This window comes from Pseudomonas putida, assembly GCF_028682395.1.
Classification (GTDB): domain Bacteria; phylum Pseudomonadota; class Gammaproteobacteria; order Pseudomonadales; family Pseudomonadaceae; genus Aquipseudomonas; species Aquipseudomonas putida_AB.
Window position 1 is genome coordinate 1 of the sequence record NZ_JANHLC010000004.1, and the last position, 25,770, is coordinate 25,770.

General features: G+C 62.7%; 24 protein-coding genes and 1 pseudogene. 17 read left to right on the forward strand and 8 right to left on the reverse strand.

Features of this window, described 5'->3' with window-relative positions; translation table 11 throughout:
* Nucleotides 1–138 precede the first annotated feature (138 nt).
* Together NPS46_RS11320 and NPS46_RS11325 are read right to left on the reverse strand one after the other, a co-directional pair.
* Complete coding sequence (locus tag NPS46_RS11320) at nucleotides 139–1,632, reverse strand: CoA-acylating methylmalonate-semialdehyde dehydrogenase (RefSeq protein ID WP_274107140.1); 1,494 nt, start codon at nucleotides 1,630–1,632, stop codon at nucleotides 139–141.
* An 81-nt stretch (nucleotides 1,633–1,713) separates the two neighbouring features.
* Entirely contained in the window at nucleotides 1,714–3,060 is a 1,347-nt protein-coding gene (locus NPS46_RS11325) for an aspartate aminotransferase family protein (RefSeq protein ID WP_274107142.1), read from the reverse strand.
* A gap of 139 nt (nucleotides 3,061–3,199) precedes the next feature.
* Here NPS46_RS11325 and NPS46_RS11330 point away from each other — a divergent pair, with 139 nt between their 5' ends.
* The 6 genes from NPS46_RS11330 (at nucleotide 3,200) to NPS46_RS11355 (ending at nucleotide 9,611) form a co-directional block, all read left to right on the forward strand.
* Nucleotides 3,200–4,120, forward strand: coding sequence for a LysR family transcriptional regulator (locus NPS46_RS11330; RefSeq protein WP_274107144.1), 921 nt, complete (start codon nucleotides 3,200–3,202; stop codon nucleotides 4,118–4,120).
* 131 nt (nucleotides 4,121–4,251) lie between these two features.
* Nucleotides 4,252–4,908: a TetR/AcrR family transcriptional regulator gene (locus NPS46_RS11335; RefSeq protein ID WP_274107146.1), complete on the forward strand. Its 657-nt coding sequence runs from the start codon at nucleotides 4,252–4,254 to the stop codon at nucleotides 4,906–4,908.
* Nucleotides 4,909–4,916: 8 nt separating this feature from the next.
* The gene (locus NPS46_RS11340; RefSeq protein WP_274107148.1) at nucleotides 4,917–5,498 is read left to right on the forward strand and encodes an IMPACT family protein; all 582 of its coding nucleotides are present in this window, start codon (nucleotides 4,917–4,919) and stop codon (nucleotides 5,496–5,498) included.
* 514 nt (nucleotides 5,499–6,012) lie between these two features.
* Entirely contained in the window at nucleotides 6,013–7,563 is a 1,551-nt protein-coding gene (locus NPS46_RS11345) for an ABC transporter ATP-binding protein (protein WP_274107150.1), read from the forward strand.
* Nucleotides 7,564–7,581: 18 nt separating this feature from the next.
* Nucleotides 7,582–8,685 (forward strand): ABC transporter permease, encoded by a 1,104-nt coding sequence (locus NPS46_RS11350; RefSeq protein ID WP_274107152.1) that lies wholly within the window; start codon nucleotides 7,582–7,584, stop codon nucleotides 8,683–8,685.
* Nucleotides 8,685–9,611, forward strand: coding sequence for an ABC transporter permease (locus tag NPS46_RS11355; RefSeq protein WP_274107154.1), 927 nt, complete (start codon nucleotides 8,685–8,687; stop codon nucleotides 9,609–9,611). Before NPS46_RS11350 ends, NPS46_RS11355 begins: the two co-directional genes overlap by 1 nt.
* Here NPS46_RS11355 and NPS46_RS11360 read toward each other — a convergent pair.
* Nucleotides 9,608–10,027, reverse strand: a complete 420-nt coding sequence (locus NPS46_RS11360) for a hypothetical protein (RefSeq protein ID WP_274107157.1) — start codon at nucleotides 10,025–10,027, stop codon at nucleotides 9,608–9,610. The genes NPS46_RS11355 and NPS46_RS11360 overlap by 4 nt on opposite strands.
* Before the next feature lie 87 nt (nucleotides 10,028–10,114).
* Here NPS46_RS11360 and NPS46_RS11365 point away from each other — a divergent pair, with 87 nt between their 5' ends.
* Nucleotides 10,115–10,486: a MerR family transcriptional regulator gene (locus NPS46_RS11365; protein ID WP_274107158.1), complete on the forward strand. Its 372-nt coding sequence runs from the start codon at nucleotides 10,115–10,117 to the stop codon at nucleotides 10,484–10,486.
* Nucleotides 10,483–11,169 carry an SDR family oxidoreductase gene (locus NPS46_RS11370; RefSeq protein ID WP_274107160.1) on the forward strand — a complete coding sequence of 229 codons (687 nt, stop codon included), beginning with the start codon at nucleotides 10,483–10,485 and terminating at the stop codon, nucleotides 11,167–11,169. The genes NPS46_RS11365 and NPS46_RS11370 overlap by 4 nt, the downstream gene beginning before the upstream one ends.
* 103 nt (nucleotides 11,170–11,272) lie before the next feature.
* On the opposite strand, the gene NPS46_RS11375 is transcribed toward NPS46_RS11370, so the two are convergent.
* A complete protein-coding gene (locus NPS46_RS11375) occupies nucleotides 11,273–12,358 on the reverse strand; it encodes a calcium:proton antiporter (RefSeq protein ID WP_274107162.1) in 1,086 nt (361 codons plus the stop codon).
* Nucleotides 12,359–12,621: 263 nt separating this feature from the next.
* Between NPS46_RS11375 and NPS46_RS11380 the strand changes: the two genes are divergently transcribed.
* From NPS46_RS11380 to NPS46_RS11390, 3 genes are all read left to right on the forward strand, one after another.
* Nucleotides 12,622–13,704, forward strand: coding sequence for a BMP family ABC transporter substrate-binding protein (locus NPS46_RS11380; RefSeq protein WP_274107164.1), 1,083 nt, complete (start codon nucleotides 12,622–12,624; stop codon nucleotides 13,702–13,704).
* A 56-nt stretch (nucleotides 13,705–13,760) separates the two neighbouring features.
* The gene (locus tag NPS46_RS11385) at nucleotides 13,761–14,726 is read left to right on the forward strand and encodes a 2-oxoglutarate and iron-dependent oxygenase domain-containing protein (RefSeq protein WP_274107166.1); all 966 of its coding nucleotides are present in this window, start codon (nucleotides 13,761–13,763) and stop codon (nucleotides 14,724–14,726) included.
* Between the two features lie 114 nt (nucleotides 14,727–14,840).
* Nucleotides 14,841–15,794, forward strand: coding sequence for an adenosine deaminase (locus NPS46_RS11390; protein WP_274107168.1), 954 nt, complete (start codon nucleotides 14,841–14,843; stop codon nucleotides 15,792–15,794).
* 13 nt (nucleotides 15,795–15,807) lie between these two features.
* On the opposite strand, the gene NPS46_RS11395 is transcribed toward NPS46_RS11390, so the two are convergent.
* Nucleotides 15,808–16,731, reverse strand: a complete 924-nt coding sequence (locus tag NPS46_RS11395; RefSeq protein WP_274107170.1) for a LysR family transcriptional regulator — start codon at nucleotides 16,729–16,731, stop codon at nucleotides 15,808–15,810.
* 119 nt (nucleotides 16,732–16,850) lie between these two features.
* Between NPS46_RS11395 and NPS46_RS11400 the strand changes: the two genes are divergently transcribed.
* Nucleotides 16,851–17,864, forward strand: a complete 1,014-nt coding sequence (locus NPS46_RS11400) for a zinc-binding alcohol dehydrogenase family protein (protein ID WP_274107171.1) — start codon at nucleotides 16,851–16,853, stop codon at nucleotides 17,862–17,864.
* A gap of 198 nt (nucleotides 17,865–18,062) precedes the next feature.
* A complete protein-coding gene (locus tag NPS46_RS11405; RefSeq protein WP_274107172.1) occupies nucleotides 18,063–18,242 on the forward strand; it encodes a hypothetical protein in 180 nt (59 codons plus the stop codon).
* Nucleotides 18,243–18,249: 7 nt separating this feature from the next.
* On the opposite strand, the gene NPS46_RS11410 is transcribed toward NPS46_RS11405, so the two are convergent.
* Nucleotides 18,250–19,437 (reverse strand): multidrug effflux MFS transporter, encoded by a 1,188-nt coding sequence (locus NPS46_RS11410; protein WP_274107173.1) that lies wholly within the window; start codon nucleotides 19,435–19,437, stop codon nucleotides 18,250–18,252.
* Between the two features lie 214 nt (nucleotides 19,438–19,651).
* Nucleotides 19,652–19,849 carry a heavy-metal-associated domain-containing protein gene (locus NPS46_RS11415; RefSeq protein WP_274107174.1) on the reverse strand — a complete coding sequence of 66 codons (198 nt, stop codon included), beginning with the start codon at nucleotides 19,847–19,849 and terminating at the stop codon, nucleotides 19,652–19,654.
* Nucleotides 19,850–19,995: 146 nt separating this feature from the next.
* Between NPS46_RS11415 and NPS46_RS11420 the strand changes: the two genes are divergently transcribed.
* The 3 genes from NPS46_RS11420 to cueR all read left to right on the forward strand — a co-directional run bounded on the left by NPS46_RS11420 (nucleotide 19,996) and on the right by cueR (nucleotide 23,248).
* Entirely contained in the window at nucleotides 19,996–20,376 is a 381-nt protein-coding gene (locus NPS46_RS11420; RefSeq protein WP_274107175.1) for a hypothetical protein, read from the forward strand.
* A 68-nt stretch (nucleotides 20,377–20,444) separates the two neighbouring features.
* Nucleotides 20,445–22,841 carry a heavy metal translocating P-type ATPase gene (locus NPS46_RS11425; RefSeq protein WP_274107176.1) on the forward strand — a complete coding sequence of 799 codons (2,397 nt, stop codon included), beginning with the start codon at nucleotides 20,445–20,447 and terminating at the stop codon, nucleotides 22,839–22,841.
* Nucleotides 22,838–23,248 carry a Cu(I)-responsive transcriptional regulator gene (gene cueR / locus NPS46_RS11430; RefSeq protein ID WP_274107178.1) on the forward strand — a complete coding sequence of 137 codons (411 nt, stop codon included), beginning with the start codon at nucleotides 22,838–22,840 and terminating at the stop codon, nucleotides 23,246–23,248. The genes NPS46_RS11425 and cueR overlap by 4 nt, the downstream gene beginning before the upstream one ends.
* A 62-nt stretch (nucleotides 23,249–23,310) precedes the next feature.
* Here the strand turns inward: cueR and NPS46_RS11435 are convergent, their stop codons facing one another.
* A complete protein-coding gene (locus NPS46_RS11435) occupies nucleotides 23,311–24,207 on the reverse strand; it encodes a PA4780 family RIO1-like protein kinase (protein WP_274107179.1) in 897 nt (298 codons plus the stop codon).
* A gap of 551 nt (nucleotides 24,208–24,758) precedes the next feature.
* Between NPS46_RS11435 and NPS46_RS25335 the strand changes: the two are divergent.
* Nucleotides 24,759–25,691 (forward strand): annotated as a pseudogene (locus NPS46_RS25335) (cache domain-containing sensor histidine kinase); the annotation flags it as partial.
* Nucleotides 25,692–25,770: the final 79 nt, after the last annotated feature.

Consider the following 25,770-nt stretch of genomic DNA (forward strand, 5'->3'; position numbering starts at 1 on the left):
CTGCGCCGGAAGTGGGGCGAATTATAGACTCACAGATTCTGCCGTCAACCCCTATTTTCATAATTCTGTCATATCGGTCAAATAAGCGCCTAAAAGCACAAGGCCGACCCTCCGGGCCGGCCTTGTGCTTTCTACTGCTTATAAGCTGGGAAACGCAAACTGCGAAGCTTCATGGCTTGCCCGTTGCGGCCAGCGCTGAGTAATCGCCTTGCGCCGCGTGTAGAAACGCACGCCATCGGGGCCGTAGGCGTGCAGGTCGCCAAACAGCGAACGCTTCCAGCCGCCAAAACTGTGATACGCCACAGGCACCGGCAACGGTACGTTGACGCCCACCATGCCGACTTCGATCTCGTCGCAGAACAACCGCGCTGCTTCACCGTCACGGGTAAAGATGCAGGTGCCATTGCCGTATTCGTGATCGTTGATCAACTGCATGGCCGCTTCCAGGCTGTTCACCCGCACGATGCACAGCACCGGGCCGAAGATCTCCTCTTTATAGATACGCATCTCGGGCGTCACGCGGTCGAACAGACAACCACCCAGGAAGAAGCCCTCTTCGTGGTCCTTGACGCTTAACCCGCGGCCATCGACCACCAGTTGCGCACCGGCACCCACGCCGTCTTCTATATAGCCACTGACCTTGTCGCGGTGCTGCCCCGTCACCAGCGGCCCCATATCCAGGCCGCAGGACGTACCCGCACCAATCTTCAAGGCCTCGATCTGCGGCACCAGCTTCGCCACCAGCGCATCGGCGACCTGGTCGCCCACACAGACCGCCACCGAAATCGCCATGCACCGCTCGCCGCACGAGCCATAAGCCGCGCCCATCAGGGCACTGACCGCATTGTCCAGGTCGGCATCCGGCATCAGTACCGCGTGGTTCTTCGCGCCGCCCAATGCCTGCACGCGCTTGCCACGCTTGGTACCTTCGGCATAGATGTATTCGGCAATCGGGGTCGAGCCGACAAAACTCAGCGCCTTCACTTCCGGCGCCTCGATCAGCGCATCCACTGCAGCCTTGTCACCGTGCACCACGTTCATTACGCCTTTGGGCAGCCCGGCCTCTTGCAGCAGTTGCGCAATCAGGAGCGTAGAACTTGGATCGCGCTCCGAAGGTTTGAGAATAAAGCAGTTGCCGCAAACGATCGCCAACGGGTACATCCACAGCGGAACCATCGCCGGAAAGTTAAATGGCGTGATACCCGCAACCACCCCCAACGGCTGAAAGTCAGACCAGGCATCGATGTTCGGCCCGACATTACGGCTGTACTCGCCCTTGAGCACTTGCGGCGCAGCACAGGCATACTCGACGTTCTCGATCCCACGCTTCAGTTCGCCCGCCGCATCTTCAAGCGTCTTGCCATGTTCTTCGCTGATCAACTGGGCGATCTGCGCTTCATTCTGCTCCAGCAGTTGCTTGAAGCGGAACATCACCTGGGCGCGCTTGGCCGCCGGCGTGTTGCGCCAGGCCGGGAAAGCGGCCTTGGCCGAATCAATGGCCTGTTGAATGGTCTCGCGGCTGGCCAACGGTACCTGATGAATAACCTGCCCCGTCGACGGGTTGTAGACGTCGGCCATACGACCATTATCGCTGACCAGTTGGCCATTGATCAGATGTTGAATTGCACTCATGCCACGCTCCTGAAAATGATCCACAGAGGCGAATGGCTTCGCCCCTGCCTAGAAAGAAGAGATTTCGCGACCCCGGCGACCTCAGTCGACCTGGTTCAGCGCTTCGCCGACCGCATCGAACATCCGATCCAGATCCTGCGGCTTGCTATTAAAGGTTGGCCCGAACTGAAGGGTGTCGCCGCCGAAGCGCACATAGAAGCCGGCCTTCCACAATTTCATCGCCGCCTCGAACGGACGCACGATGGCATCGCCGTCGCGCGGTGCGACCTGAATCGCACCGGCCAGGCCATAGTTGCGGATGTCGATGACGTTCTTCACGCCCTTGAGCCCGTGCAGCGCATTCTCGAAGTGCGGGGAAACTTCCGCGACCTGCTGCACCAGATTTTCCTTTTGCAGTAGGTCGAGTGCGGCCAGGCCTGCCGCGCAAGCCACCGGGTGCGCTGAATAGGTGTAGCCGTGGGGGAACTCCACCGCGTACTCAGGCGTAGGCTGGTTCATAAAGGTCTGATAGATCTCGCTGCTGGCAATCACCGCGCCCATCGGGATCGCGCCGTTGGTGACCTGCTTGGCGATGCACATCAAGTCCGGGGTCACGCCAAAACTGTCGGCGCCGAACATCGAGCCCGTACGACCAAACCCGGTGATCACTTCATCGAAGATCAGCAGGATATTGTGCTGGTCGCAGATTTCGCGCAGGCGCTTGAGATACCCCTGCGGAGGCACAAGTACACCGGCGGAACCGGCCATGGGTTCGACGATAACGGCGGCGATATTGGAGGCGTCGTGCAACTCGATCAACTTGAGCATCTCATCGGCCAGGGCAATACCACCCTGCTCCGGCATCCCCCGGGAAAACGCGTTGCTCGCCAACAGGGTGTGCGGCAAATGGTCGACATCCATCAGTTGGCCGAACATCTTGCGGTTGCCATTGACGCCACCCAGGCTGGTGCCTGCCACGTTCACCCCGTGATAGCCGCGTGCCCGGCCGATCAGCTTGGTCTTGGTCGCCTGGCCTTTTAGACGCCAGTAGGCGCGGACCATCTTCACTGCAGTGTCCGCGCACTCGGAACCGGAGTCGGTGTAGAACACGTGGTTGAGCGTTCCTGGCGTCAGATCGGTGATCTTTTCCGCCAGTTGGAACGACAGCGGGTGACCGAATTGGAACGCTGGCGAGTAGTCCAGTGTGCCCAGTTGCTTGGCCACGGCTTCCTGGATTTCCTTGCGGGTATGCCCGGCGCCACAGGTCCACAGACCGGACAGCCCATCATAGATTTGCCGCCCCTTGTCATCGGTCAGGTAGCTGCCCTGGGCCGCCACGATCAGCCGCGGATCGCGCTGGAAATTGCGGTTGGCGGTGTACGGCATCCAGTGGGCATCGAGCTTGAGTTGGCTGGCCAGAGAAATGTTGGCGGATTCAGGCAAGTTCATGGAGCAAACCTCGCAGGGCAATAAGCGGCGCAGGGATGGGAAAGCGTTCTTGCAGCTAAATTGCCACGGGGATAAAGTCGGTGAAATCCAACTCTTCTAACCTTCAGGCAGGCGATCACTAAACTATGAGCCACGCACAATGAGCAGTCGCCGTCCCGATCCCCTGGCCCAAGTCAGCGATTTTGATATCCGCCTGCTGCGCATCTTCCGCAGCGTGGTGGAGTGCGGCGGCTTTTCCGCCGCCGAGAGCGTGCTGGGCATCGGCCGCTCAGCAATCAGCCAGCAGATGAGTGATCTCGAACAGCGCCTGGGGCTGCGCCTGTGCCAGCGCGGACGGGCCGGTTTCTCACTGACCGAGGAAGGCCGCGAGGTCTATCAGTCTTCCTTGCAACTGCTCAGTGCCCTGGAGAGTTTTCGTACCGAGGTCAACGGACTGCACCAGCACCTGCGTGGCGAGCTGACCATTGGCCTGACCGATAACCTGGTCACTGTGCCCCATATGCGCATCACCCATGCCCTGGCGCAATTGAAGGAGCGTGGCCCGGATGTGCAGATTCAGATCCGCATGATCGCGCCCAATGAAGTCGAACAAGGGGTGCTCGACGGCCGCCTGCATGTCGGCGTCGTTCCCCAGGCCAGCGCCCTCTCGGGGCTCGAGTACCAGCCGCTCTACAGCGAGCGCTCATTGCTCTACTGCGCGGTCGGCCATCCGCTGTTCTATGTCGACGACCGGCAACTCGAAGACCAGCGCCTCAATAACCAGGACGCCATCGCCCCGACCTTCCGCCTGCCCGCCGAGATCCAGGCCCATTACCAGGCCCTGCGCTGCACGGCCAGCGCCTCGGACCGCGAAGGCATGGCCTTTCTGATTCTGACCGGGCGCTATATAGGCTACCTACCCGATCACTATGCCCAGCTCTGGGTCCAGCAAGGCCGCCTGCGTGCATTGAAGGCCGAGGAGCGCTTCTATGACCTGAGCCTGGCCTCGGTCACGCGCAAGGGGCGCCGCCCACACTTGGTGCTGGAGAGTTTTCTCGAAAGCCTTGCTGCCACCCGTTGACCTGCCAGGCACGCCAGCCATGCCGCCCCGCCGAACAGCCTTCGACCTTTTACAGCCTGCAGGCTTGTCGGATCAGCGCAGGTGCGTTATCTGTTCATCGGTTGCACCCACCGATCTGCACGGAATCATTTATGAGCCTTGAAGTCCCAGCCCACGCGGGCAAACCTGCCAGCCGCATTCGCCAGAAAAACGAAGAAGCGATCATTCGGGCCGCCGAGAACGAATTCGCGCGCCATGGCTTCAAGGGCACCAGCATGAACACCATCGCGCAGAATGCCGGGCTGCCCAAAGCCAACTTGCACTACTACTTCACCAACAAGCTTGGCCTGTATATCGCCGTGCTGAGCAATATCATCGAGCTGTGGGACAGCACCTTCAATCATCTGCGGGCCGAGGACGATCCGGCCACGGCACTGACGCACTACATCCGTGCCAAGATGGAGTTTTCCCGACGCCAGCCCCAGGCTTCGCGGATCTTCGCCATGGAGATCATCAGTGGCGGCGAGTGCCTGACCGAATACTTCAGCCAGGACTACCGCGCCTGGTTCCAGAGCCGCGCCGATGTGTTTCGCAGCTGGATTGCAGCGGGCAAGATGGACGACGTCGATCCGGTCCACCTGATTTTTCTGTTGTGGGGCAGCACCCAGCACTATGCCGACTTCGCCACGCAGATCTGCCGCGTGACCGGCCGCAGCAAGCTGACCAAACAGGACATGCAGGAGGCCGGTGACAACCTGATCCGCATCATCCTCAAAGGCTGTGGCCTGACACCTGCCACGACGAACTGATAACGGCCATGTCCTTTACCCTTGCCGGCCTTTGCGAGTACCGCGAAGACATTCGCAAAAGCCGCTTTGTCGCCCTGGCCGCGCCCATCGCCAGCGCGGCCGAAGCGCAGGCCTTTCTCGAGCGGCACAGCGACCTGGCGGCCTCACATAACTGTTGGGCCTGGAAACTCGCCGAGCAGTACCGCAGCAGCGACGATGGCGAGCCTGGCGGTACGGCCGGCCGGCCGATTCTGGCGGCTATCGAGGCGCAGGACTGCGACCAGGTCGCGGTGCTGGTGATCCGTTGGTACGGCGGCATCCAGCTCGGGACCGGCGGCCTGGCTCGGGCCTACGGCGGCAGCGCGAACAAGTGCCTGCAAGGTGCCGAGCGAGTGCCGCTGATCCATCGTGTGAACCTGACCTGCCAGTGCACCTTCAGTGAACTGGCACTGCTCAAGGTACGACTTGCCGATCTCGGCGGCCTGGTACTCGAGGAGCACTTTGGCGCCAACGGCGTTGAACTGCGCCTGGCCCTTGGCGAAGCTCAGATCGACACTCTGCAACAGCAACTGGCCGACCTTAGCCGTGGACGTATCCGTCTAACCCGTTAAGCGCCCCCGCCATCCCGCAGGCATTACCCACAATCGCTGTGACGCCGCCTGTGGATAAGCTGAGTACACCCCGCTACAGCCCTTGCACAGCAAGGCGTTGAGAAAACCGATCAATTTTTGATCAGCGCCCTTCAAAAACACCCATTTGCTAATTGAAACAGCCACATACGCGGCCTTTATCGCGAACGGAACATAGCCGCCCAGGGCTTTATGCCAGGAATTTGCACTTGCACACAGGAACTGTGGAATAACCTGTGGATAACCCGTAGATGCCTGGCGCGGTTGCAGGGACTGACACGCCTGCCGACATCTGTATGTTTTTTAACCAAGCGCCCTCCTGCACCGAAGCAGTGCCTAGTCCAGGCCATGCACTGTGCAGGAGCGAACCTACTCGCGATCCTTGCCCCACCAGAGGAATAGAAAGCACGCACCTACAGGGTCTGGATATTTTCCTGACCTGATGGCCAGGAAATTGCTTTAGCTGCGGTAACGCCCTTCGCCACCCGAGCCCGCGATGCCCACTCCAGACTCAACGCCGCGCCTGCAACTGCGCGCAATCACCAAGCGCTACCCCGGCTGCCTGGCCAATGACGGGATCGACCTGACGATCCAGCCCGGCGAGATCCATGCACTGCTCGGCGAAAACGGCGCCGGCAAAAGCACGCTGATGAAGATCATCTATGGTGTCACCGCCTGCGACTCAGGCGAGATGATCTGGCAGGGCCAGCGCCTGCAGATGCGCAACCCGGCCCAGGCCCGCAGCCTGGGGATCGGCATGGTGTTCCAGCACTTTTCGTTGTTCGAGACCCTGAGCGTCGCGCAGAACATCGCCCTGGCCATGGGCGCCGCGGCGGGCTCACCCAAGCAGCTGGAACCGCGAATCCGCGACGTCTCGCAGCGCTACGGCATGGCCCTGGAACCCGAGCGACTGGTCCATAGCCTGTCCATCGGCGAGCGCCAGCGGGTCGAAATCATCCGCTGCCTGATGCAGGACATTCGCCTGCTGATTCTCGACGAACCGACCTCGGTGCTCACACCCCGCGAAGCCGAGGAGCTGTTCGTAACCCTGCGCCGCCTCGCCAGCGAAGGCTGCAGCATCCTGTTTATCAGCCACAAGCTCGGTGAAGTGCGCGCCCTTTGCCATAGCGCCACGGTCCTGCGCGGCGGCCGGGTGGCGGGGCATTGCCAACCGGCGCACTGCACCGATCAACAATTGGCGCGCCTGATGGTCGGTGACGCCGCTGCGCTGATCGCCGACTACCCCAAGGCCGAAGGTGACGCGGCCTTTCTCGCGATTGAGCAGTTGTCCTGGCGCAATCCCGATCCCTTCGGCTGTTCCCTGGAAGGCATCGACCTACAGGTGCGCAGCGGCGAAATCGTCGGGATTGCCGGCGTCGCCGGCAATGGCCAGGACGAACTGCTAGCCCTGCTCAGTGGCGAGCAATTGCTCGCGGCAAGCGACGCAGAGGCCATCCGTTTTGCCGGCCAGCCTGTCGGCCATCTGCGCCCGGATGCCCGCCGCCAGCGCGGCCTGGCTTTTGTCCCCGCCGAGCGCCTGGGCCACGGCGCAGTACCGAGCATGAGCCTGACCGACAACACCCTGCTCACGGCCTTCCAGCAGGGCCTGGTCAGTCGGGGCCTGGTCCAGCGCGGCAAGGTGGTGCAATTGGCCGAGGAGATCATCCGCCGCTTCGGCGTGAAAACCCCGGATGCAGCGACCGCAGCACGCAGCCTCTCCGGCGGTAATCTGCAGAAATTCATCCTGGGTCGCGAAATCCTCCAGCAACCCCGTCTGCTGGTCGCAGCGCACCCGACCTGGGGCGTGGATGTGGGCGCGGCGGCCACTATCCACCGCGCGCTGATCGCGCTGCGCGACTCCGGGGCGGCCATCCTGGTGATCTCCGAAGACCTCGATGAGCTGTTCCAGATCGGCGACCGCCTCGCGGCCTTGTGCAGCGGGCGACTCTCTGCGCTCAAGCCAACCCTCGACACCCACCTGGTGGAAGTCGGCGCCTGGATGGCCGGGCAATTCTCTCCCACACACACGGTCCCGACCCAGGCCTGACTTGACGGAGTACTTCCCATGCTGCTTTCCCTCGAACCGCGCGGCCAGCAATCGCGGGTCATGCTCTGGTGTTCGCCGCTGCTGGCCGCTGGCCTGACCCTGGCCTGTGGCTCGCTACTGTTCATGCTCCTGGGGCATCCGCCGCTGCTGACCTTGCACACGCTGCTGATCGCCCCGATCAGCGACTTCTATGGCCTGGGCGAATGGCTGGTCAAGACACTGCCCATCCTGCTCTGCGCCCTCGGTCTGGCCGTGGCTTATCAAGCCCGGATCTGGAACATCGGCGCCGAAGGCCAACTGCTGCTGGGGGCCCTGGCCGGTAGCGCACTGGCGGTCAACCTGATCGATATGCAGAGCCGCTGGGCCCTGGTACTGGTCCTGTGCGGCGGAACCCTAGCCGGTGCCGCCTGGGCCGGGCTGACGGCGTGGCTGCGCACGCGTTTCAATGCCAATGAGATCCTGACCAGCATCATGCTCAACTACATCGCCCTGAACCTGCTGCTGTTCTGCGTACACGGTCCGCTGAAGGACCCGGCCGGCTTCAACTTCCCCGAATCGGCGATGTTTGGCGACGCCAGCCGCCTGCCTTTGCTCAGCGAAGAAGGCCGGGCCCATGCCGGGGTGTATTTCGCCCTGCTGGCCCTGATAGCGGTCTGGGTGTTGCTGCAACGTAGCTTTGTCGGTTTTCAGATCAAGGTGCTCGGCCTCGATCAGCGGGCCGCCGGGTTTGTCGGCTTTCGCCACAAGCGCCTGATCTGGCTGGCGCTGCTGATCAGCGGGGGCCTGGCCGGGCTCGCCGGCGCCTGCGAAGTCAGTGGTCCGATTGGTCAACTGGTACCCCAGGTTTCGCCAGGCTATGGCTATGCCGCCATTACCGTGGCCTTTCTCGGCCGCCTCAACCCCATTGGTATTCTGTTTTCCAGCCTGCTGATGGCACTGCTGTATCTGGGCGGCGAGCATGCGCAGATGAGTCTGAACCTGCCCCAGGCAATCACTCAGTTGTTCCAGGGCATGATGCTGTTCTTCCTCCTGGCCTGCGATGTCCTGATCCTCTATCGCCCTCGCCTGAAACTGCACTGGACGCGCCGCGCGCCGGTCGCCACCACCGTGGGAGCCCTGTGATGGACCTCGACCTGCTGAGCAATATTCTCTATGCCATGGTGCGCTGCGGTACGCCATTACTGCTGGTCGCCCTGGGCGAGCTGATCTGCGAAAAGAGCGGCGTCCTCAATCTGGGTCAGGAAGGCATGATGCTGTTTGGCGCAGTGATCGGGTTTATCGTCGCGCTCAACAGCGGCAATCTCTGGCTTGGCGTACTGCTGTCCATGGCGGCCGGGATGCTGTTGTCGGCGCTGTTTGCCCTGGTCGCACTGGTATTCAACGCCAACCAGGTCGCCACGGGGCTGGCCTTGACCATTTTCGGCGTAGGACTCTCCAGCTTTATCGGCGCCGCCTGGGTCGGCAAGCCCCTGGCCGGGTTCGAGCCGCTGGCGATTCCCCTGCTCAGTTCCATTCCGTTGATCGGACGCATGCTGTTTGCCCAGGACCTGCTGGTCTACCTGTCCTTCGTTCTGTTTGCACTGGTGGCCTGGGCACTGCTCAAAAGCCGGATCGGCCTGATTATCCAGGCGGTGGGCGAGAACCCCGATGCCGCCAGCGCCATGGGCTTGCCGGTGCTGCGCGTGCGCATGCTGGCGGTGCTGTTCGGCGGCGCCATGGCGGGGTTGGCCGGCGCCTACCTGTCCCTGGCCTACACACCGATGTGGGCGGAAAACATGAGCGCCGGGCGCGGCTGGATCGCCCTCGCGCTGGTGGTCTTCGCCAGTTGGCGCGTCTGGCGTCTATTGCTCGGGGCCTACCTGTTCGGCCTCGCCAGCATCCTGCACCTGGTCGCCCAGGGCCTGGGGCTGGCGGTGCCGTCCAGTCTGCTGGCCATGCTGCCGTATGTGGCGACCATCATGGTGCTGGTGCTGCTGTCACGGGATGCCTTGCGCACCCGGCTCTATGCACCGGTTTCCCTCGGCCAGCCCTGGCAGCCCGGGCACTAGGCCGTTGCCAGGCGCGCTGCCGGGCGGTCACGCACCGGCAGGCTCTGGGCAATCCCCCAGGCCAGTTCGAAGAACATAATCACCGCGATCAACGGGCTCGCCCCCTGGCTCAACGCATACAGCTGCCAGGTGGCGAACAAACCACGCCCAACCGCGTCATAGCGGCCAAATGCCTGCTGCGGATCACGGATACGCAACACCGACCAGACACAAACAATCGACCCCATCAGGTTGGCCATCAATCCATGAATAGGTTCGAATGCCGGCGGTGCTTCCAGGCCCAGGCTCAGCGACCACTGGCCCAGCCATCCGTAGACAGCGGCAAAGGTCCAGGGGGTGACAAAAGCTGCGGTGACGATCAGGTCATACCAACCACTGGCGCGGGTGAGCTGACGGTACTGGCGTGTAGTCCACATAGTTTGTGCTCCATCGGCATTTAGGAAGCACCTACGCTAAAGCCTGGAGTATGCTCCAAGGTCAAGCCCTCTCGGAGCTCCCTTCCCATGCGTATCGGCGAACTTGCCCAGGCCAGCGCCGTCAGCCGCGACACCCTGCGTTTCTATGAGCAACGCGGACTGATCGCCGCCCGACGCAGTGCCAACGGCTATCGCGACTATCCAGCCGAAATGCTGCAGTTGGTGCTCTATATCAAGACCGCCCAGCGCCTGGGCTTCAGCCTGGGCGAAATCGGCAACAGCGTGGCCGGGCTGTGGAACGCCCCGGACCCGGACCACGCTGTCAGCCAGTTGCTGCAAGACAAGTTGAACCTGATCGAAACCCGCATCGCCGAACTGAGCGAACTGCGCGGCGAACTGCAACGACGCCTGCAACAGAGTTGCCCCCTCAGCCCCACTTATCCAGGAGTTGCCCCATGAGCACTGTAAAAACCGCGTTGATTATCGGCGCCTCCCGTGGCCTAGGCCTGGGTTTGGTCAAGACCCTGTTGGCCGACGGCTGGAACGTCACCGCCACCGTGCGCAACCCGCAACACGCCGAGGCGCTGCAAGCGCTGGGCAAGGTGCGGATCGAAGCGCTGGAAATGAACGACCAACAGTCCGTAGCGGCCCTGAATCAGCGCCTGTCCGGGGAAGTTTTCGATCTTCTGTTCGTCAACGCCGGGGTCAAGGGCCCGGACGACCAGGCACCCGCCAAGGCCAGCCTGGCCGACGTCGGCCTATTGTTCCTGACCAATGCCGTCGCTCCCATCGCCCTGGCCCAGCGCTTTGTCGGGCAACTACGCAAGGACAGTGGCGTGTTGGCCTTCATGAGCTCCGTACTGGGCAGCGTCACCATGCCCGACGCGCCGGACCTGGCGCTCTACAAAGCGAGCAAGGCTGCGCTCAATTCCATGACCAACAGCTTTGTCTGCCAGTTGAACGACCCGCGCCTGACCGTGCTGTCCCTGCACCCGGGCTGGGTCAAGACCGATATGGGCGGCGATGGCGCGGACCTCGATGTCGCCACCAGCACCCGTGGCCTGATCGATCAGGTCAATGCCTACGCGGGTAAAGGCGGGCACTACTTCCTCAACTACAAGGGCGAAACGATCGCCTGGTAAAGCGGTAAACCGCAGCGGCAAGCTTGAAGCGTGATACCACGGCGCTTTTAGCGTGCCGCTTGCGCTGCTGCAGGCAGGGCAAAGCTGAATCTTCGGATCGCGCTTACAGACCCAGCAACGAGAGCATGATAAAGGTCGCGAACAGCACGAAATGGGTCATGCCTTCGATAGCATTGGTCTCGCCGTCGTTGAGGTTGATCGCACTGACCACCAGGGTTATCAGCACCATCACTGTCTGCACCGGCGTCATCGCCATCTGGAATGGCTGGCCGGTGTACAGGGCCATGGCCTCCATCACCGGCACCGTCAGAATAACCGTCGACAGCGACGCTCCCAGGGCGATATTGACCACCGACTGCATGCGATTGGCCAACGCTGCGCGTAACGCCGTCAGAATCTCCGGTGCGGCGGAAATCGCTGCCACCACAATAGCCGTCATCACCGGCGGCGCACCACTGCCTTCCAGGCCCAGGTCGAGAGCCTTGGACATCACCTCGGCCAGCGCACCAATCACGACGACCCCGAACACCAGGACCCCGACCGACAGGCCCAGGCTCTTTGACGTCTCTTGCGGCTGCCGCGGGTTGCGCTTTTTTTCCGAGTAGCTGTAGCTGAAAAAGTAACTGTGCGGCCCGACCTGCATCCGCAAAAACAGGGTGTACAACACCACCATCGCACCAATGGTGAAGGCTGAATACTTCTTCCAGTCCGCCTCGGGAATAAACTCCGGCACCACCATCGAAACCCCCATGGCGGTCAGGATCATGACGCTGTAGGTCCGCGCAGAATCGTCATTGTAAGACTGCTCGCCATGCTTGATCCCGCCCATCAGGGCCGCCAGGCCGAGGATGCCATTGATATCGAGCATCACCGCCGAATAGATGGTGTCGCGCACCAGGGTCGGCGAGGCTTCATTGCTCATCATGATCGCCAGGATCACCACCTCCACCAGCACCGCTGCCAGGGTCAGGATCATGGTGCCGTAGGGATCGCCAACTTTATGGGCCAGTGATTCAGCATGGTGGGCGACCCGCATCGACGCGCAGACGATCGCCGCGACCAACACCAGAGCCCCCACCAGCGCCACTATCTGGCCGTTATTGAGCAGCCAGTGCTCAAGCGCGAAGGCCGCACCGGCAACCAGCAGCGCCATCAGTAGCATTTTTTCCTGCCGCAGGAGTGTCAGCATCTCGGTTCCCTGGAAGACGACGGGCTCGCCGAGCCCGCCACAAAATATTTCGTTACACCTTAGCGCACCAGCGCCTGGCAGCGGTGGCTCGTATTGCACCGGATTGCAGCCTCATCAAGCCGCCGTCTCGATGACCACAGCAGCACCTGTAGGTATGAGCGCCTTTCCCCTCGGCTTGCTGTCCCATTGGTCAGCTTTTTGCATTGCCCTTCGAGCCCTTCAAGGCCAGCCGGCCCCGACAACAACATGGAGTTCGAACGTTCATGCATACACGTCCCTTGAAACAGCTGCTCTGCGGCCTTGCCGCCGCCATCGGCCTGAGTACCAGCCTGGGCGCCAGCGCCGCCGATCCGTTGAAGGTGGGCTTCGTCTATATCGGCCCCATCGGCGACCACGGCTGGACCTACCAGCATGAACAGGGCCGCAAGGCGTTGATGGAAAAACTCGGCGACAAGATCACCAGCAACTACGTCGAGAACGTCGCCGAAGGCGCCGACGCCGAGCGGGTGATTCGCAATATGGCCAAGGACAAGTACGACCTGATCTTCACCACGTCCTTTGGCTACATGAACCCGACCATCAAGGTCGCCAAGCAATTTCCCAAGGCCACCTTCGAGCACGCCACCGGCTACAAGCAGGACAAGAACGTCGGCACCTACCTGGCCCGAACCTATGAAGGCCGCTATGTCGGCGGTTTTCTTGCCGCCAAGATGACCAAGACCCGCAAGATCGGCTATGTCGCCTCCTTCCCGATCCCGGAAGTGATCCGCGATATCAACTCGATCCAGCTGGCCCTGAATAAATACAACCCCGGCACCGAGATCAAGGTGGTCTGGGTCAACTCCTGGTTCGACCCGGGCAAGGAAGCCGACGCCGCCAACGCGCTGATCGACCAGGGCGTCGACGTGGTGTTCCAGCACACCGACAGCCCGGCCCCGATCCAGGCTGCTGAACGGCGCGGGGTCTATGCCGTGGGCTACGCCTCGGACATGGCGCACTTCGGTCCCAAGGCCGTATTGACCTCCATCGTCAATAACTGGGCGCCGCACTATATCCAGGCCACCCAGGGTGTAATCGACGGCACCTGGAAATCCCAGGACTACTGGGGCGGGCTAAAGGAAGGCACGGTCCAGTTGCCGATCAGCCCCCTGGTACCTGCCGAAGTCAAAGCCGAGGCCGAGCAGATTATCGCCAGCATCGAGAGCGGCGCGTTCCACCCATTCACCGGGCCGATCAAGGATCAGGCCGGCGTCGAGAAAATCCCGGCCGGCGCCAGCGCGAGCAACGCCGAGCTGGCCTCGATGAACTATTACGTCGAAGGCATGAGCGCCGAGATGCCCAAGTAATCCGCTGCCCGGGGCCTGCCTGCACGCACGGCCCCCTCGACACTCAGGATCGGCCCATGAACACACTTCCCATCATTGATATCAGTGCCCTCTATCAGGAGGATCCCCAGGCCTGGAGCACGATTGCCGCCCAGATCGACCACGCCTGCCGGGTGTGGGGCTTCTTCTATATCAAGGGGCACCCCATCACCCCGACGCGCATCGAACAATTGCTCGAACAGGCGAAAACCTTTTTCGCCCTGCCCGACGCCCGCAAGTTGCAGATCGATATCACCCAGACCCGTCATCACCGTGGCTATGGCGCCATCGCCACCGAGCAGCTCGACCCGAACAAGCCCAGCGACCTGAAAGAAACCTTCGACATGGGCCTGCACCTGCCCGAGGATCACTCCGAAGTGATCGCCCGCAAACCGCTGCGCGGGCCCAATCGTCACCCCGACCTGCCTGGCTGGCAGCCCCTGCTGGAGCAGCACTACAGCGATATGCAGGCACTGGCCCAGACCCTGTTGCGCGCTATGACCCTGGCCCTGGGCATCGAGCGGGACTTCTTCGACCGGCGCTTCGACGAGCCGGTCAGCGTGCTGCGCATGATCCATTACCCACCGCGCCAGAACGCCAGTTCGGTGGAGCAGCAGGGGGCCGGCGCCCATACCGATTATGGCTGCATCACCCTGCTGTATCAGGACACGGCCGGCGGCCTGCAGGTCCGGAATGTCCAGGGCCAGTGGATCGATGCCCCGCCAATCGAGGGCACGTTTGTCGTCAATCTCGGAGACATGATGGCGCGCTGGAGCAATGACCGTTATCGCTCCACGCCGCACCGGGTCATCAGCCCGCTGGGCGTGGACCGCTACTCAATGCCGTTCTTTGCCGAACCGCATCCCGATACCCGGATCGAATGCCTGCCCGGTTGCCAGGACAGCCAGCATCCAGCCAAGTACCCGGCCACCACCTGCGCCGACTTCCTGCTCTCACGCTTCGCCGACACCTACGCCTATCGCCGTGACCAGGCGGCAAGCTGACGCGCCACCTGGTCAGCTTTTAGCCATGAGCCGCGCTGGCCCCTGTAGAATACTGGCCTTTGGCAGGCACCCGCCCCCGGGTGCCTGTCTGACTGCACCTGATGAGAAGCTTCTATGTACGACTGGCTCAATGCCCTGCCCAAGGCCGAACTGCACCTGCACCTCGAAGGTTCCCTGGAACCCGAGTTGCTGTTCGCCCTGGCCGAACGCAACAAAATCGCCCTGCCCTGGAACGATGTCGACAGCCTGCGCAAGGCCTACGCCTTCAACAACCTGCAAGAGTTCCTTGACCTCTATTATCAGGGTGCCGATGTCCTGCGCACGTCCCAGGATTTCTACGACCTGACCTGGGCCTACCTGCTGCGCTGCAAGGCGCAGAACGTGATCCACACCGAGCCCTTCTTCGATCCGCAGACCCACACCGATCGTGGCATTCCCTTTGAAGTGGTGCTCAACGGCATCGCCAGTGCCCTCAAGGATGGCGAGCAGCAACTGGGCATTACCAGCGGCCTGATCCTCAGCTTCCTGCGCCACCTGAGCGAAGACGAAGCGCAAAAGACCCTCGACCAGGCATTGCCGTTTCGCGAAGCCTTTGTCGCCGTCGGCCTGGACAGTTCGGAAATGGGCCATCCACCGAGCAAGTTCAAGCGCGTCTTCGACCGTGCCCGCGACGAGGGTTTCCTGACCGTTGCCCATGCCGGTGAAGAAGGCCCGCCGGAGTACATCTGGGAAGCCCTCGACCTGCTGAAGATCCAACGGATCGACCATGGCGTGCGGGCCATCGAAGACGAGCGGCTGATGCAGCGGATCATCGACGAACAGATCCCGCTGACCGTCTGCCCGCTGTCGAACACCAAGCTCTGCGTATTCGACGATATGGCCCAGCACAACATCCTCGATATGCTCGAGCGCGGCGTAAAGGTCACGGTCAACTCGGACGATCCGGCCTACTTCGGCGGCTATGTCACCGAGAACTTCCACGCCCTGCACACCCACCTGGGCATGACCCAGGATCAGGCCCAACGTCTGGCGCAGAACAGCCTGGATGCGCGCCTGGTCAAACCCTGAGCCCGCGCCTCGCTCAACCCTTGTGCCCAGCGGGCGCCTGGCGCGAGATCTCGGCGCAGTAGTGCGCCAGCTTCTCGCGTAGCAACTTCACCGGTTTGCTCAATTGCGCCCGATGGGCGCAAAGCAGGTTGAGGGGCGCCCGCTCGCAGAGCAGCCCGGGTAACAGCACCCGCAGGCGCCCGGCCTGGACATCGGCCGCCACATCCAGCCACGACTTGTAGGCAATCCCGACGCCGCTGACCGCCCAACGCCGCACCACATCGGCATCGTCGCTCAGGCGGTCGCCGCTGACTGTCAGGTTTACCTCACGCCGGCCCTCGGAAAAACTCCAGCGGTCATGGACCCGGCTACCCAACATGTACAGCAGGCAATTGTGCTGGGCCAGTTGCTCCAGCTGCCGGGGTTCGCCCGCGCGCGCCAAGTACTGGGGTGAGGCGCACAGCACGCGGCGGTTGTCGGGCGCGACCGGCAATGCCACCAGGCTGGAGTCCTCGGGTTCGCCATAGCGCAGGGCGATATCCACCGGCTGGCGAAACAGATCGGCAATCCGGTCGCCCAACAGCAGACGCACATTCAGGCGCGGATGCTCGCGCTGGAACTCATCGAGCCAGGGCAGCAATACATTGCGGCCGAAATCCGAGGGTGCCGAAAGTTGCAGCACGCCGCTGACCTGTTCCTGGTCGCTGGCCAGCAGGCGCCGGCCCTCTTCCAGCGAGCCTAGGGCGGCCCGCGCATACTCGAGAAAACCCTCGCCCTCGGCAGTCAGGCGCAAGCTGCGGGTCGAACGGGCGAGCAAACGCGCGCCCAGTTGCAGCTCGATACGCTTGAGCGCGGCACTCGCCACCGCAGGCGAGAGATCCATCACGCGCGCGGCAGCGGACAGGCTACCGAGGTCGGCGGCCCGTACAAACAGCTGCAAATCATCGAAGCGCATCATCGACCGCCCTCGGCATTATCAAAAAAATATTGAAAGAGACTGCCGTTTTAGCCGGTTTTATCCCCTGGGGAAATAGGCAATCATCGGCCCATTCATTGCCCCGTCACGAGGTTCGTCCCATGAAAGCCGTTGCCTACTACGCCAGCCTGCCCATCAGCGACCCCCTGTCTTTGCAGGATCTCGAATTGCCGGAACCTGTCGCCGGGCCCCGCGACCTGCTGGTCGAGGTCAAGGCCATCTCGGTCAATCCGGTCGACACCAAGGTCCGCCAGAACGCTGCACCGCAGCCGGGTGAAAGCAAGGTGCTGGGCTGGGATGTCGCGGGCGTGGTCAAGGCCGTGGGCAGTGAAGTCAGCCTGTTCAAGGTGGGTGACCGGGTGTTCTACGCCGGCTCCCTGACCCGTCCGGGGGCCAACAGCGAGTTGCATGTCGTTGACGAGCGGATCGTCGGCCCGATGCCTACCCGCCTGAATTTTGCCGAGGCCGCCGCCTTGCCTCTGACCACAATCACCGCCTGGGAATTGTTGTTCGAGCGCCTGAAAGTGGCCGAAGGCTCGACCGATCGCGGGCAAAGCCTGCTGATCGTCGGCGCAGCCGGTGGTGTTGGCTCGATCCTGACCCAACTGGCCAGCCGCCTGACAGCATTGAAGGTGATCGGCACCGCATCACGCCCGCAAACCCAGGAGTGGGTAAAGGGCCTGGGGGCCGACCTGGTGATCGACCACCGCCAGCCGCTGAGCGAAGAGCTCAAGCGCCATGGTGTGGAACACGTGACCCACGTCGCCAGCTTGACCCAGACCGACCAGCACCTGGACCAACTGGTCGAAGCACTGATTCCCCAAGGCCAACTGGCCCTGATCGACGACCCCAAGGCCCTGGATATCGGCAAGCTCAAGCGCAAGAGCCTGTCGCTGCACTGGGAATTCATGTACACCCGCTCGATGTTCGAGACCGCGGACATGATCGAGCAGCACCGCCTGCTCAAGCGCGTGGCCCAACTGATCGATGCCGGCACCCTGCAAACCACCGTGGGCGAGCATTTCGGCACGATCAACGCGGCCAATCTGCGCCGCGCCCACGCCTTGCTCGAAAGCGGCACAGCCAAGGGCAAGATCGTGCTGGAAGGTTTCTAATTCCGCGCTGACTCGCGCTAGCCAGTGCTTTGCGTAGCGGTTGCCGCCAAGCGGCAGCTGCCACGGCTTCAGCGCGGCCCTTTGTAGCCGCTGCCGCACGGCGATAAAACACCGCCAATCCGACAGTTTTGCTTTGTCATCATTACGACCACATAGAGGACTACACTGGGCGCCTTTGCCAACCAGAGGTCATCAGCCATGAAGATTCTGATTAAAGCGTTAGCAAAATCCCCAGCCGGCCCGTGGCAGGTCCAGCTCGACCGCCATGCCGTGACCTTTCGCAGCGAAGCAGAGGCCCGTCACTTCGTCAGCACACTGCAAACCCGCCTCCACGCCTCCCACACCCTGCCCCTCGAACCGCGGCGCGTCGCCAGTTGAACCCCTCTCAGGCCTGGGCCGCGCTAGCGACCTGGGCCCGGCGGGTAAACAGCGCCATGGCGACGGTCAGCCCCCCGCACAAGGTCATCACCAGGGCCATCGGCACCGCTGTCCCATCATGCAACACGCCCACCAATGAGGCCGCCCCGGCCGCCACACTGAATTGCAGGCACCCCAGCATCGCCGAGGCACTGCCGGCGCGCGCGCCCTGGCCACTCATGGCGCAGGCCGACGCATTGGGCATGATGCAGCCCAGGCTGGAAATACAGATAAACAGTGGCACTAGCAACGGCCAGAGCGCCGCCGGCTGCAGGCTGCTGATTGCCAGCAGGACCAGGCCCGCCGCCAGGTACACCCAGACAAAGCGCGACAACAGAAAAGCCGGGCCACGCTTGGACAACAACCGCGCATTGACCTGAGCCACCAGGATAAAACCTGCCGCATTGCTGCCGAACAACCAGCCGTAATGCTCGGCAGGCACCCCGTAGAGCTGGATAAAGACAAACGGCGAGCCGGCGATATAGGCAAACATCCCGGCAATCGCAATGCCACCGGTCAGCGCATGGCCCAGGAACACCCGATCCGACAACAGCCGGCCGTACTGGCGCAAGGCACCGGACAGCGGCAAACGCGGCTGGTCGGCCGGCATGCTCTCGGGCAGGCCCAGGGCCACGGCCGTCGCGGCCAGCGCACTGAAGAGCGTCAAGGCGATAAAGATCGATTGCCAGCCATACAGGTTGACCAACACGCCCCCCAACATCGGCGCCAAGATCGGCGCCAGCCCCATGACCAGCATCAGTTGCGAGAAAACCTTGGCCGAACCCACCGCGTCGCATTTGTCGCTGACAATCGCCCGCGAAATCACCATCCCCGCGCAACCGCCCAGAGCCTGAATAAAACGTGCGGCGATCAGCGTTTCAAGATTGGGGGCAAAGGCACAGGCCAACGAGGCGAGGGTAAAGAGCACTACGCCGACCAACAGCGGCACGCGGCGGCCAAAGCGGTCGGCCACCGGGCCATACGCCAACTGGCCAATGGACAGCCCGAGGAAATAGACCGCCAGGGTCAGCTGGATATGTTGTTCATCGGTGCCCAGCGCCGCGGCCATGGCCGGGAAACCCGGTAGATAGAAGTCGATGGCCAGTGGCGCAAAAGCACTCAAGGCCCCGAGAATCAGGATTGTACGTAGGTTCATCAGGCATCCAGGGAGATCGCGCGGTCGACTAGTTTATCCGCGTGGGGAGGCCTTGAACATTCGGTTAGGTCACTAACGAAAAAAACCGGCCCTGATGAGGCCGGGCAATGGCATGCGGTTGAGGGGCTGGCGCTCGGAAAAAGCCCGGAGAAAGCCCTTGCCCCGTCGCCCCAGCCGTCGGCCGGAACGACCTGACGGCATTGGCTTCTGGCTGTCAGGCGATGGTCACCGGGTAGCCTTTGTCCTTGATCAACTGCGCGACATGCTCGGCCGCCAGTTCACTCTGTACCCGTACTTCGCCCTTACTCAGGTCGATCTCGACGCTGGCCTGTGGATCGCCGGCCTGCACAGCCTGGGTAACGGACCGCACACAATGGCCACACGACATACCTTGAACGTTGAATACTTGCATGACGCTACTCCTTCAGTGAGATTGACCACAGCTTCAACCCTGCCACAGGGGCAAGGTCAAGTTCTGGATTACTCTGCCGGGCTGGCAATCGACAACCGCCTAAGCCAAGCTTCGCCTTCAACGATCCGACAGTAGGAGATTCAGCCATGCGCTGGTCCATTTTTAGCCTGCTCGCCCTTCTCGGCTTCGCTGCCCTGCCCCCAGCGGCGAGCGCGGGCCAGGACTACGGCGTGCTCATCATTTCCCGCGAGCGCCTGGAAGTCCCTACCACCTGTGAAATCGGCCTGTACGTCAATGGGCAACTGGCCGGCCGGCTGTTTCAGGAACAATCCACCTCCTTCAACTTCCCGCCCGGCTCGATCGACATGCGCCTGGGCCTGCTGCCCGGCCAGGTCGCGGGTTGCCAGCAAGGCATGCTGACCCCGCAAAGCCAGAACCTGACCCTCAAGGCTGGTGATGTCCTCAAATATCGGATTGCCATGGGCGCGGACGGTATGTACCTCAAGCGCGCGTCACTGGGTTACTGACAGAGGGCTTGACCTTACCAGTGGGTTAAGGTTGATCCTCTGGGTAATTTCTCAGGGAGTATCACCTTATGTCCCAGTTTATTGACTTCGACCTACCCATTGCCGGCATGACCTGCGCCAGTTGCGCTGGCCGGGTCGAGCGTGCCTTGAGCAAGGTGCCCGAGGTCCGCGCCGTCAGCGTCAACCTCGCCACCGAACACGCCCGCGTCGAAGCGCCGGCCGACAGCCTGCCCAGCCTGCTGCAGGCGGTCGAACAGGCCGGCTACAGCGTGCCGGGCAGCAGCCTGGAACTGGAGATCGGCGGCATGACCTGCGCCTCCTGCGCCGGTCGCGTCGAGCGCGCCTTGAGCAAGGTGCCAGGGGTGCGCAGTGTCAGCGTCAATCTGGCCAATGAACGCGCCCACCTGGAGTTGCTCGGCCAGGTCGACCCCGGCCGGCTGATCGCCGCCGTGGCCGCCGCCGGTTATACCGCCAGCCAACGCCAGAGCGAAGATCTCACCCAGGCTGCCCAACAGCGGCGCCTGAACCGCGAGCGCTGGTCGCTGATCCTGGCCCTGCTCCTGGCCTTGCCACTGGTCCTGCCGATGCTGGTGCAACCCTTTGGCCTGCACTGGATGTTGCCTGCCTGGGCGCAGTTTGCCCTGGCGACGCCGGTGCAGTTTATCTTCGGTGCGCGGTTCTATGTCGCGGCCTGGAAGGCGGTCAAGGCCGGCAGCGGCAATATGGACCTGCTGGTGGCCCTGGGCACCAGCGCCGGCTACGGGCTGAGCCTCTACCAATGGGCCGTGGCACCAGCCGGCAGCATGCCGCACCTGTACTTCGAGGCTTCGGCGGTGGTGATCGCCCTGGTCCTGCTGGGCAAATACCTGGAAAGCCGCGCCAAACGCCAGACCGCCAGCGCCATTCGCGCCCTTGAAGCCTTGCGCCCCGAGCGAGCGATCCAAGTGGTCGATGGGCGCGAACAGGAAGTGGCCATCAGCGCCCTGCGCCTGGGCGACATCGTGCTGGTCAAGCCCGGCGAGCGCTTCCCGGTCGATGGTGAAGTGCTGGAAGGCCAGAGCCATGCCGATGAGGCCTTGATCAGCGGCGAAAGCCTGCCGGTGCCCAAGCAGCCCGGCGACTCGGTCACCGGCGGAGCCATCAATGGTGAAGGTCGCCTGCTGGTCAAGACCCAGGCCCTGGGCGCCGAAAGCGTGCTGGCACGCATCATTCGCCTGGTCGAAGACGCCCAGGCCGCCAAGGCCCCGATCCAGAAGCTGGTAGACAAGGTCAGCCAAGTCTTTGTGCCCACCGTGCTGGTGCTGGCCCTGGCGACGCTGATCGGCTGGTGGCTGTACGGCGCCCCGCTGGAAACCGCATTGATCAATGCCGTCGCCGTGCTGGTGATTGCCTGCCCCTGCGCCCTGGGCCTGGCCACGCCGACGGCGATCATGGCCGGCACTGGCGTGGCCGCGCGCCACGGCATCCTGATCAAGGACGCCGAAGCCCTGGAGCGTGCCCATGATGTCAGCGCCGTGGTGTTCGACAAAACCGGCACCCTGACCTCCGGCACGCCGAAAATCGCCCACCTGGCAGCCGTCGAAGGTGATGAAGCGCAGATCCTGCAACAGGCCGGTGCCCTGCAACGCGGTAGCGAGCACCCGCTGGCCAAGGCCGTACTGGATGCCTGCGCCGAGCGCGGGCTGTTCGTGGCCGATGTGACCGCCAGCCAGTCGCTGACCGGACGCGGCATTGCCGGCACCCTGGACGAACGCCGCCTGGCCCTGGGCAATCGGCGCCTGCTCGATGAGAGCGGCCTGGCGCCCGGCAGCCTCGCCGACTCGGCCGCCGCCTGGGAAGCCGAAGGCCGCACCCTGTCCTGGCTGATCGAACAGAGCCCCGCCCCCCGGGTACTGGGCCTGTTTGCCTTTGGCGACACCCTCAAGCCCGGCGCCCTGCAAACCATCCAGGCGCTTAACGCACGCCAGATCAGCAGTCACCTGCTGACCGGCGACAACCGTGGCAGCGCCCGCGTGGTGGCCGAGGCCCTGGGCATCCGCGATGTGCATGCCGAAGTGCTGCCGGCCGATAAGTCGGCCACCGTGCTCGAGCTGAAGAAAACCGCCGTGGTGGCGATGGTGGGCGACGGCATCAACGATGCGCCGGCGCTGGCCGCCGCCGATATCGGCATCGCCATGGGCGGCGGCACCGACGTGGCCATGCACGCGGCCGGGATCACCCTGATGCGCGGTGATCCACGCCTGGTCCCCGCGGCCCTGGAAATCAGCCGCAAGACCTACGCCAAGATCCGCCAGAACCTGTTTTGGGCCTTTGTCTACAACCTGATTGGCATTCCACTGGCAGCCTTCGGCCTGCTTAACCCGGTGCTCGCCGGCGCGGCCATGGCCCTGTCCAGCGTCAGCGTGGTGAGCAACGCCCTGCTGCTCAAGACCTGGAAGCCGGCCGAACTGGAGAAACCCGAATGAATATCGGCCAGGCGGCGCGCCAGAGCGGGCTGAGCGCCAAGATGATTCGCTATTACGAGGCCATCGGCCTACTCAAGCCGGCCGCCCGGACTGACAGCGGCTACCGCCTGTACAGCACGGACGATCTGCACACCCTGGCCTTTATCAAGCGTTCGCGGGACCTGGGCTTTTCCCTCGAGGAAGTCGGCAAGCTGCTGACCTTATGGCAGGACCGCCAGCGGGCCAGCGCCGATGTAAAGGCCCTGGCGCGCCAGCATATCGAGGCGTTAAACCACAAGATCAGCGAGCTGGCCGGGTTGCGCGACACCCTGCAAGAACTGGTCGAGCACTGCCAGGGCGATGACCGACCGGACTGCCCGATCCTCAAGGATCTGGCCTCCGGCGCCTGCGGTGGCTGCGAGCACTGAGCGCACAGGCCCTTTATCCCCAGGTATTAAAAATCCGGCCGAGGCCGGATTTTTAATGGCGCTTACTGCTGCATCCACGGCGGCGGTGGTTCTTCCGCCTTGCCCGGTGGCGCATCGTCCGCCGAGCGGATCGCCTGGCGACGCTCTTCGTCGAACCGTGCGGCTTCGATCTCGCGCATCACGCCACCGACATCCGCCAGCTCTTGCGACTCATCGAACTCGCCCGTCAGCACGCTGCCAGGGTGCAAGGTGCCCGCTTCATACAGCGCCCACATCTCCTTGGCATACCGGGTCTTCTTCAGCTCCGGGGCAAAACGCCCGAAGTAGGAAGCCATATTGCCAACGTCCCGTTCCAGCATGCTGAAGGCGTGGTTGTTGCCCGCCGCATCGACCGCCTGGGGCAAGTCGATGATCACCGGGCCGTCCGGCGTCAGCAGCACGTTGAACTCGGACAGGTCACCGTGCACCAAGCCGGTACAGAGCATCAGCACGATCTGCGAAATCAGGAAGGCGTGGTACTCACGGGCCTGGTCGGGCTCGAGGACCACATCGTTCAGACGTGGGGCAGCATCGCCATACTCGTCCGCCACCAGTTCCATCAACAGCACGCCTTCCAGGAAGTCGAACGGCTTGGGCACCCGCACGCCGGCACCGGCCAGGCGGAACAGGGCCGCCACTTCGGCGTTCTGCCAGGCGTCCTCGGTTTCCTTGCGCCCGAACTTCGAGCCCTTGGCCATGGCCCGGGCCTGACGGCTGTTGCGTACCTTGCGACCTTCCTGATACTCGGCCGCCTGGCGAAAGCTTCGTTTGTTCGCCTCCTTGTAAACCTTCGCGCAACGCAACTCGTTGCCGCAACGGACCACGTAAACAGCTGCCTCTTTGCCACTCATGAGTGGGCGCAGCACCTCGTCGACCAGACCGTCCTCGATCAGGGGTTCAATGCGTTTTGGAGTCTTCATCAGCTTTTATTGTGGGTCCTTTATTACCGAACACGCGAACGTCACCCGTTATACGGCAATCCACTCATCGCGGGGAGATGCTGGCGCCACTTCAACGCAAAGCACGCACGCGAGGGAGGTGTTTCAGCCGGCGTTTTGTACTGGATGCAGGATAGCCGAGCCATCCACCCATACCACCACCCTTGCGATCTATCACTATCCGTCGCCATCACCACATAACGATCAAAATAGATGTGGAAATATTTCTAAAAAACCCTCAATTTTCCTCGCCTGCCGCCGAATTTAAAGGGGCTAGCCGGGTTTTGTCGAACACCGTCGCCCTAAGGCGCCCGCAGCTCCCGTCATGACGCTATCGACACTTAGTGTGGATCCACACGTAAAACTCTGGAGCGCGAATGAATATCAAGCAAAAACTCACCTGGGCCTTTGCGGTCATCGCGTGCCTGCCAGTCGTACTGGTTGCCACGCTGGTGGTCATGAACCTGCGCAGCGAAGCGCGCAGTGACTTTGTCGATGGCAGCGGGCGGGAAATCCGCCAGGTCGACAACGCCATGCAACTGTTTTTCGAAGGCATCAGCCAAAACGTTGATTACCTGGCCCAGCACCCGCTGATCAAAAACGCCGACGGCAGCGTCAAGAGCCGGGTCGCCGCCACTGCCGCCCAGTTGCCCGACAGCGAACAGGATAAACAGATTTTCGCCCTGTTCAGCGCCCTCGCGGCCAGCCATCCGGCCTATGCCTACGTGTCCTATGGCTTGAGCAACGGTGGTTACGCGTTCTGGCCCGGCGACCCGAACATGAGCAACTACGACCCGCGCACCCGCCCCTGGTACAAAACCGCCATGGCCAACCCCGGTAAGACCGTGCGCTCCGAAGCCTATTACTGGGCGGGCGACGACGCGGTGCTGGTCAGCACCGTGCGCGCCGTAGCCAACCAGTTGGGCGCCCAGGGCGGCGTGGTGAATATCGACGTCTCGCTCAAGCAACTCACCGAGATCGTCAAACAGATCAAGCTGGGCGAAACCGGCTACCTGATGCTGCTGGAAAACAACGGCACCGTCCTGGTCGACCCCACGCAGCCACAGCACAACTTCAAGGCCCTGGGCAGCCTGGGCGAGGGTTATTCCGAACTGGCCGGGGCCGGCAAAGGCCTGGTCGAGGTCAAGCTCAATGGCGAGCGCTATATGGCCAATATCTGGCCCTCGGAGCAACTGGGCTGGACCTTTATCGGCCTGATCAAACAGAACGAAGTGATGGGCCCAGCCACCCGCCTGACCTGGATGATCGCCCTGATCGCGGCCGTGCTGGCGGTGATCTTCGCCCTGGTCGGCACCAGTTTCGCCAGCCTGATCGTGCGCCCGATTCGCAGTGTTGCCAGTGGCCTGGAAGGTATTGCCCAGGGCGAGGGCGATCTGACCCGGACCCTGACCATCCACGGCAAGGACGAAACCGCGCAACTGGCCAGCTGGTTCAACCAGTTCCTCGCGGCCATTCGCAGCCTGATCCAGCATATCGGCCAGGCGGCGAACAAGATCCTCGATACCTCGCGCAGCTCCACCCGCG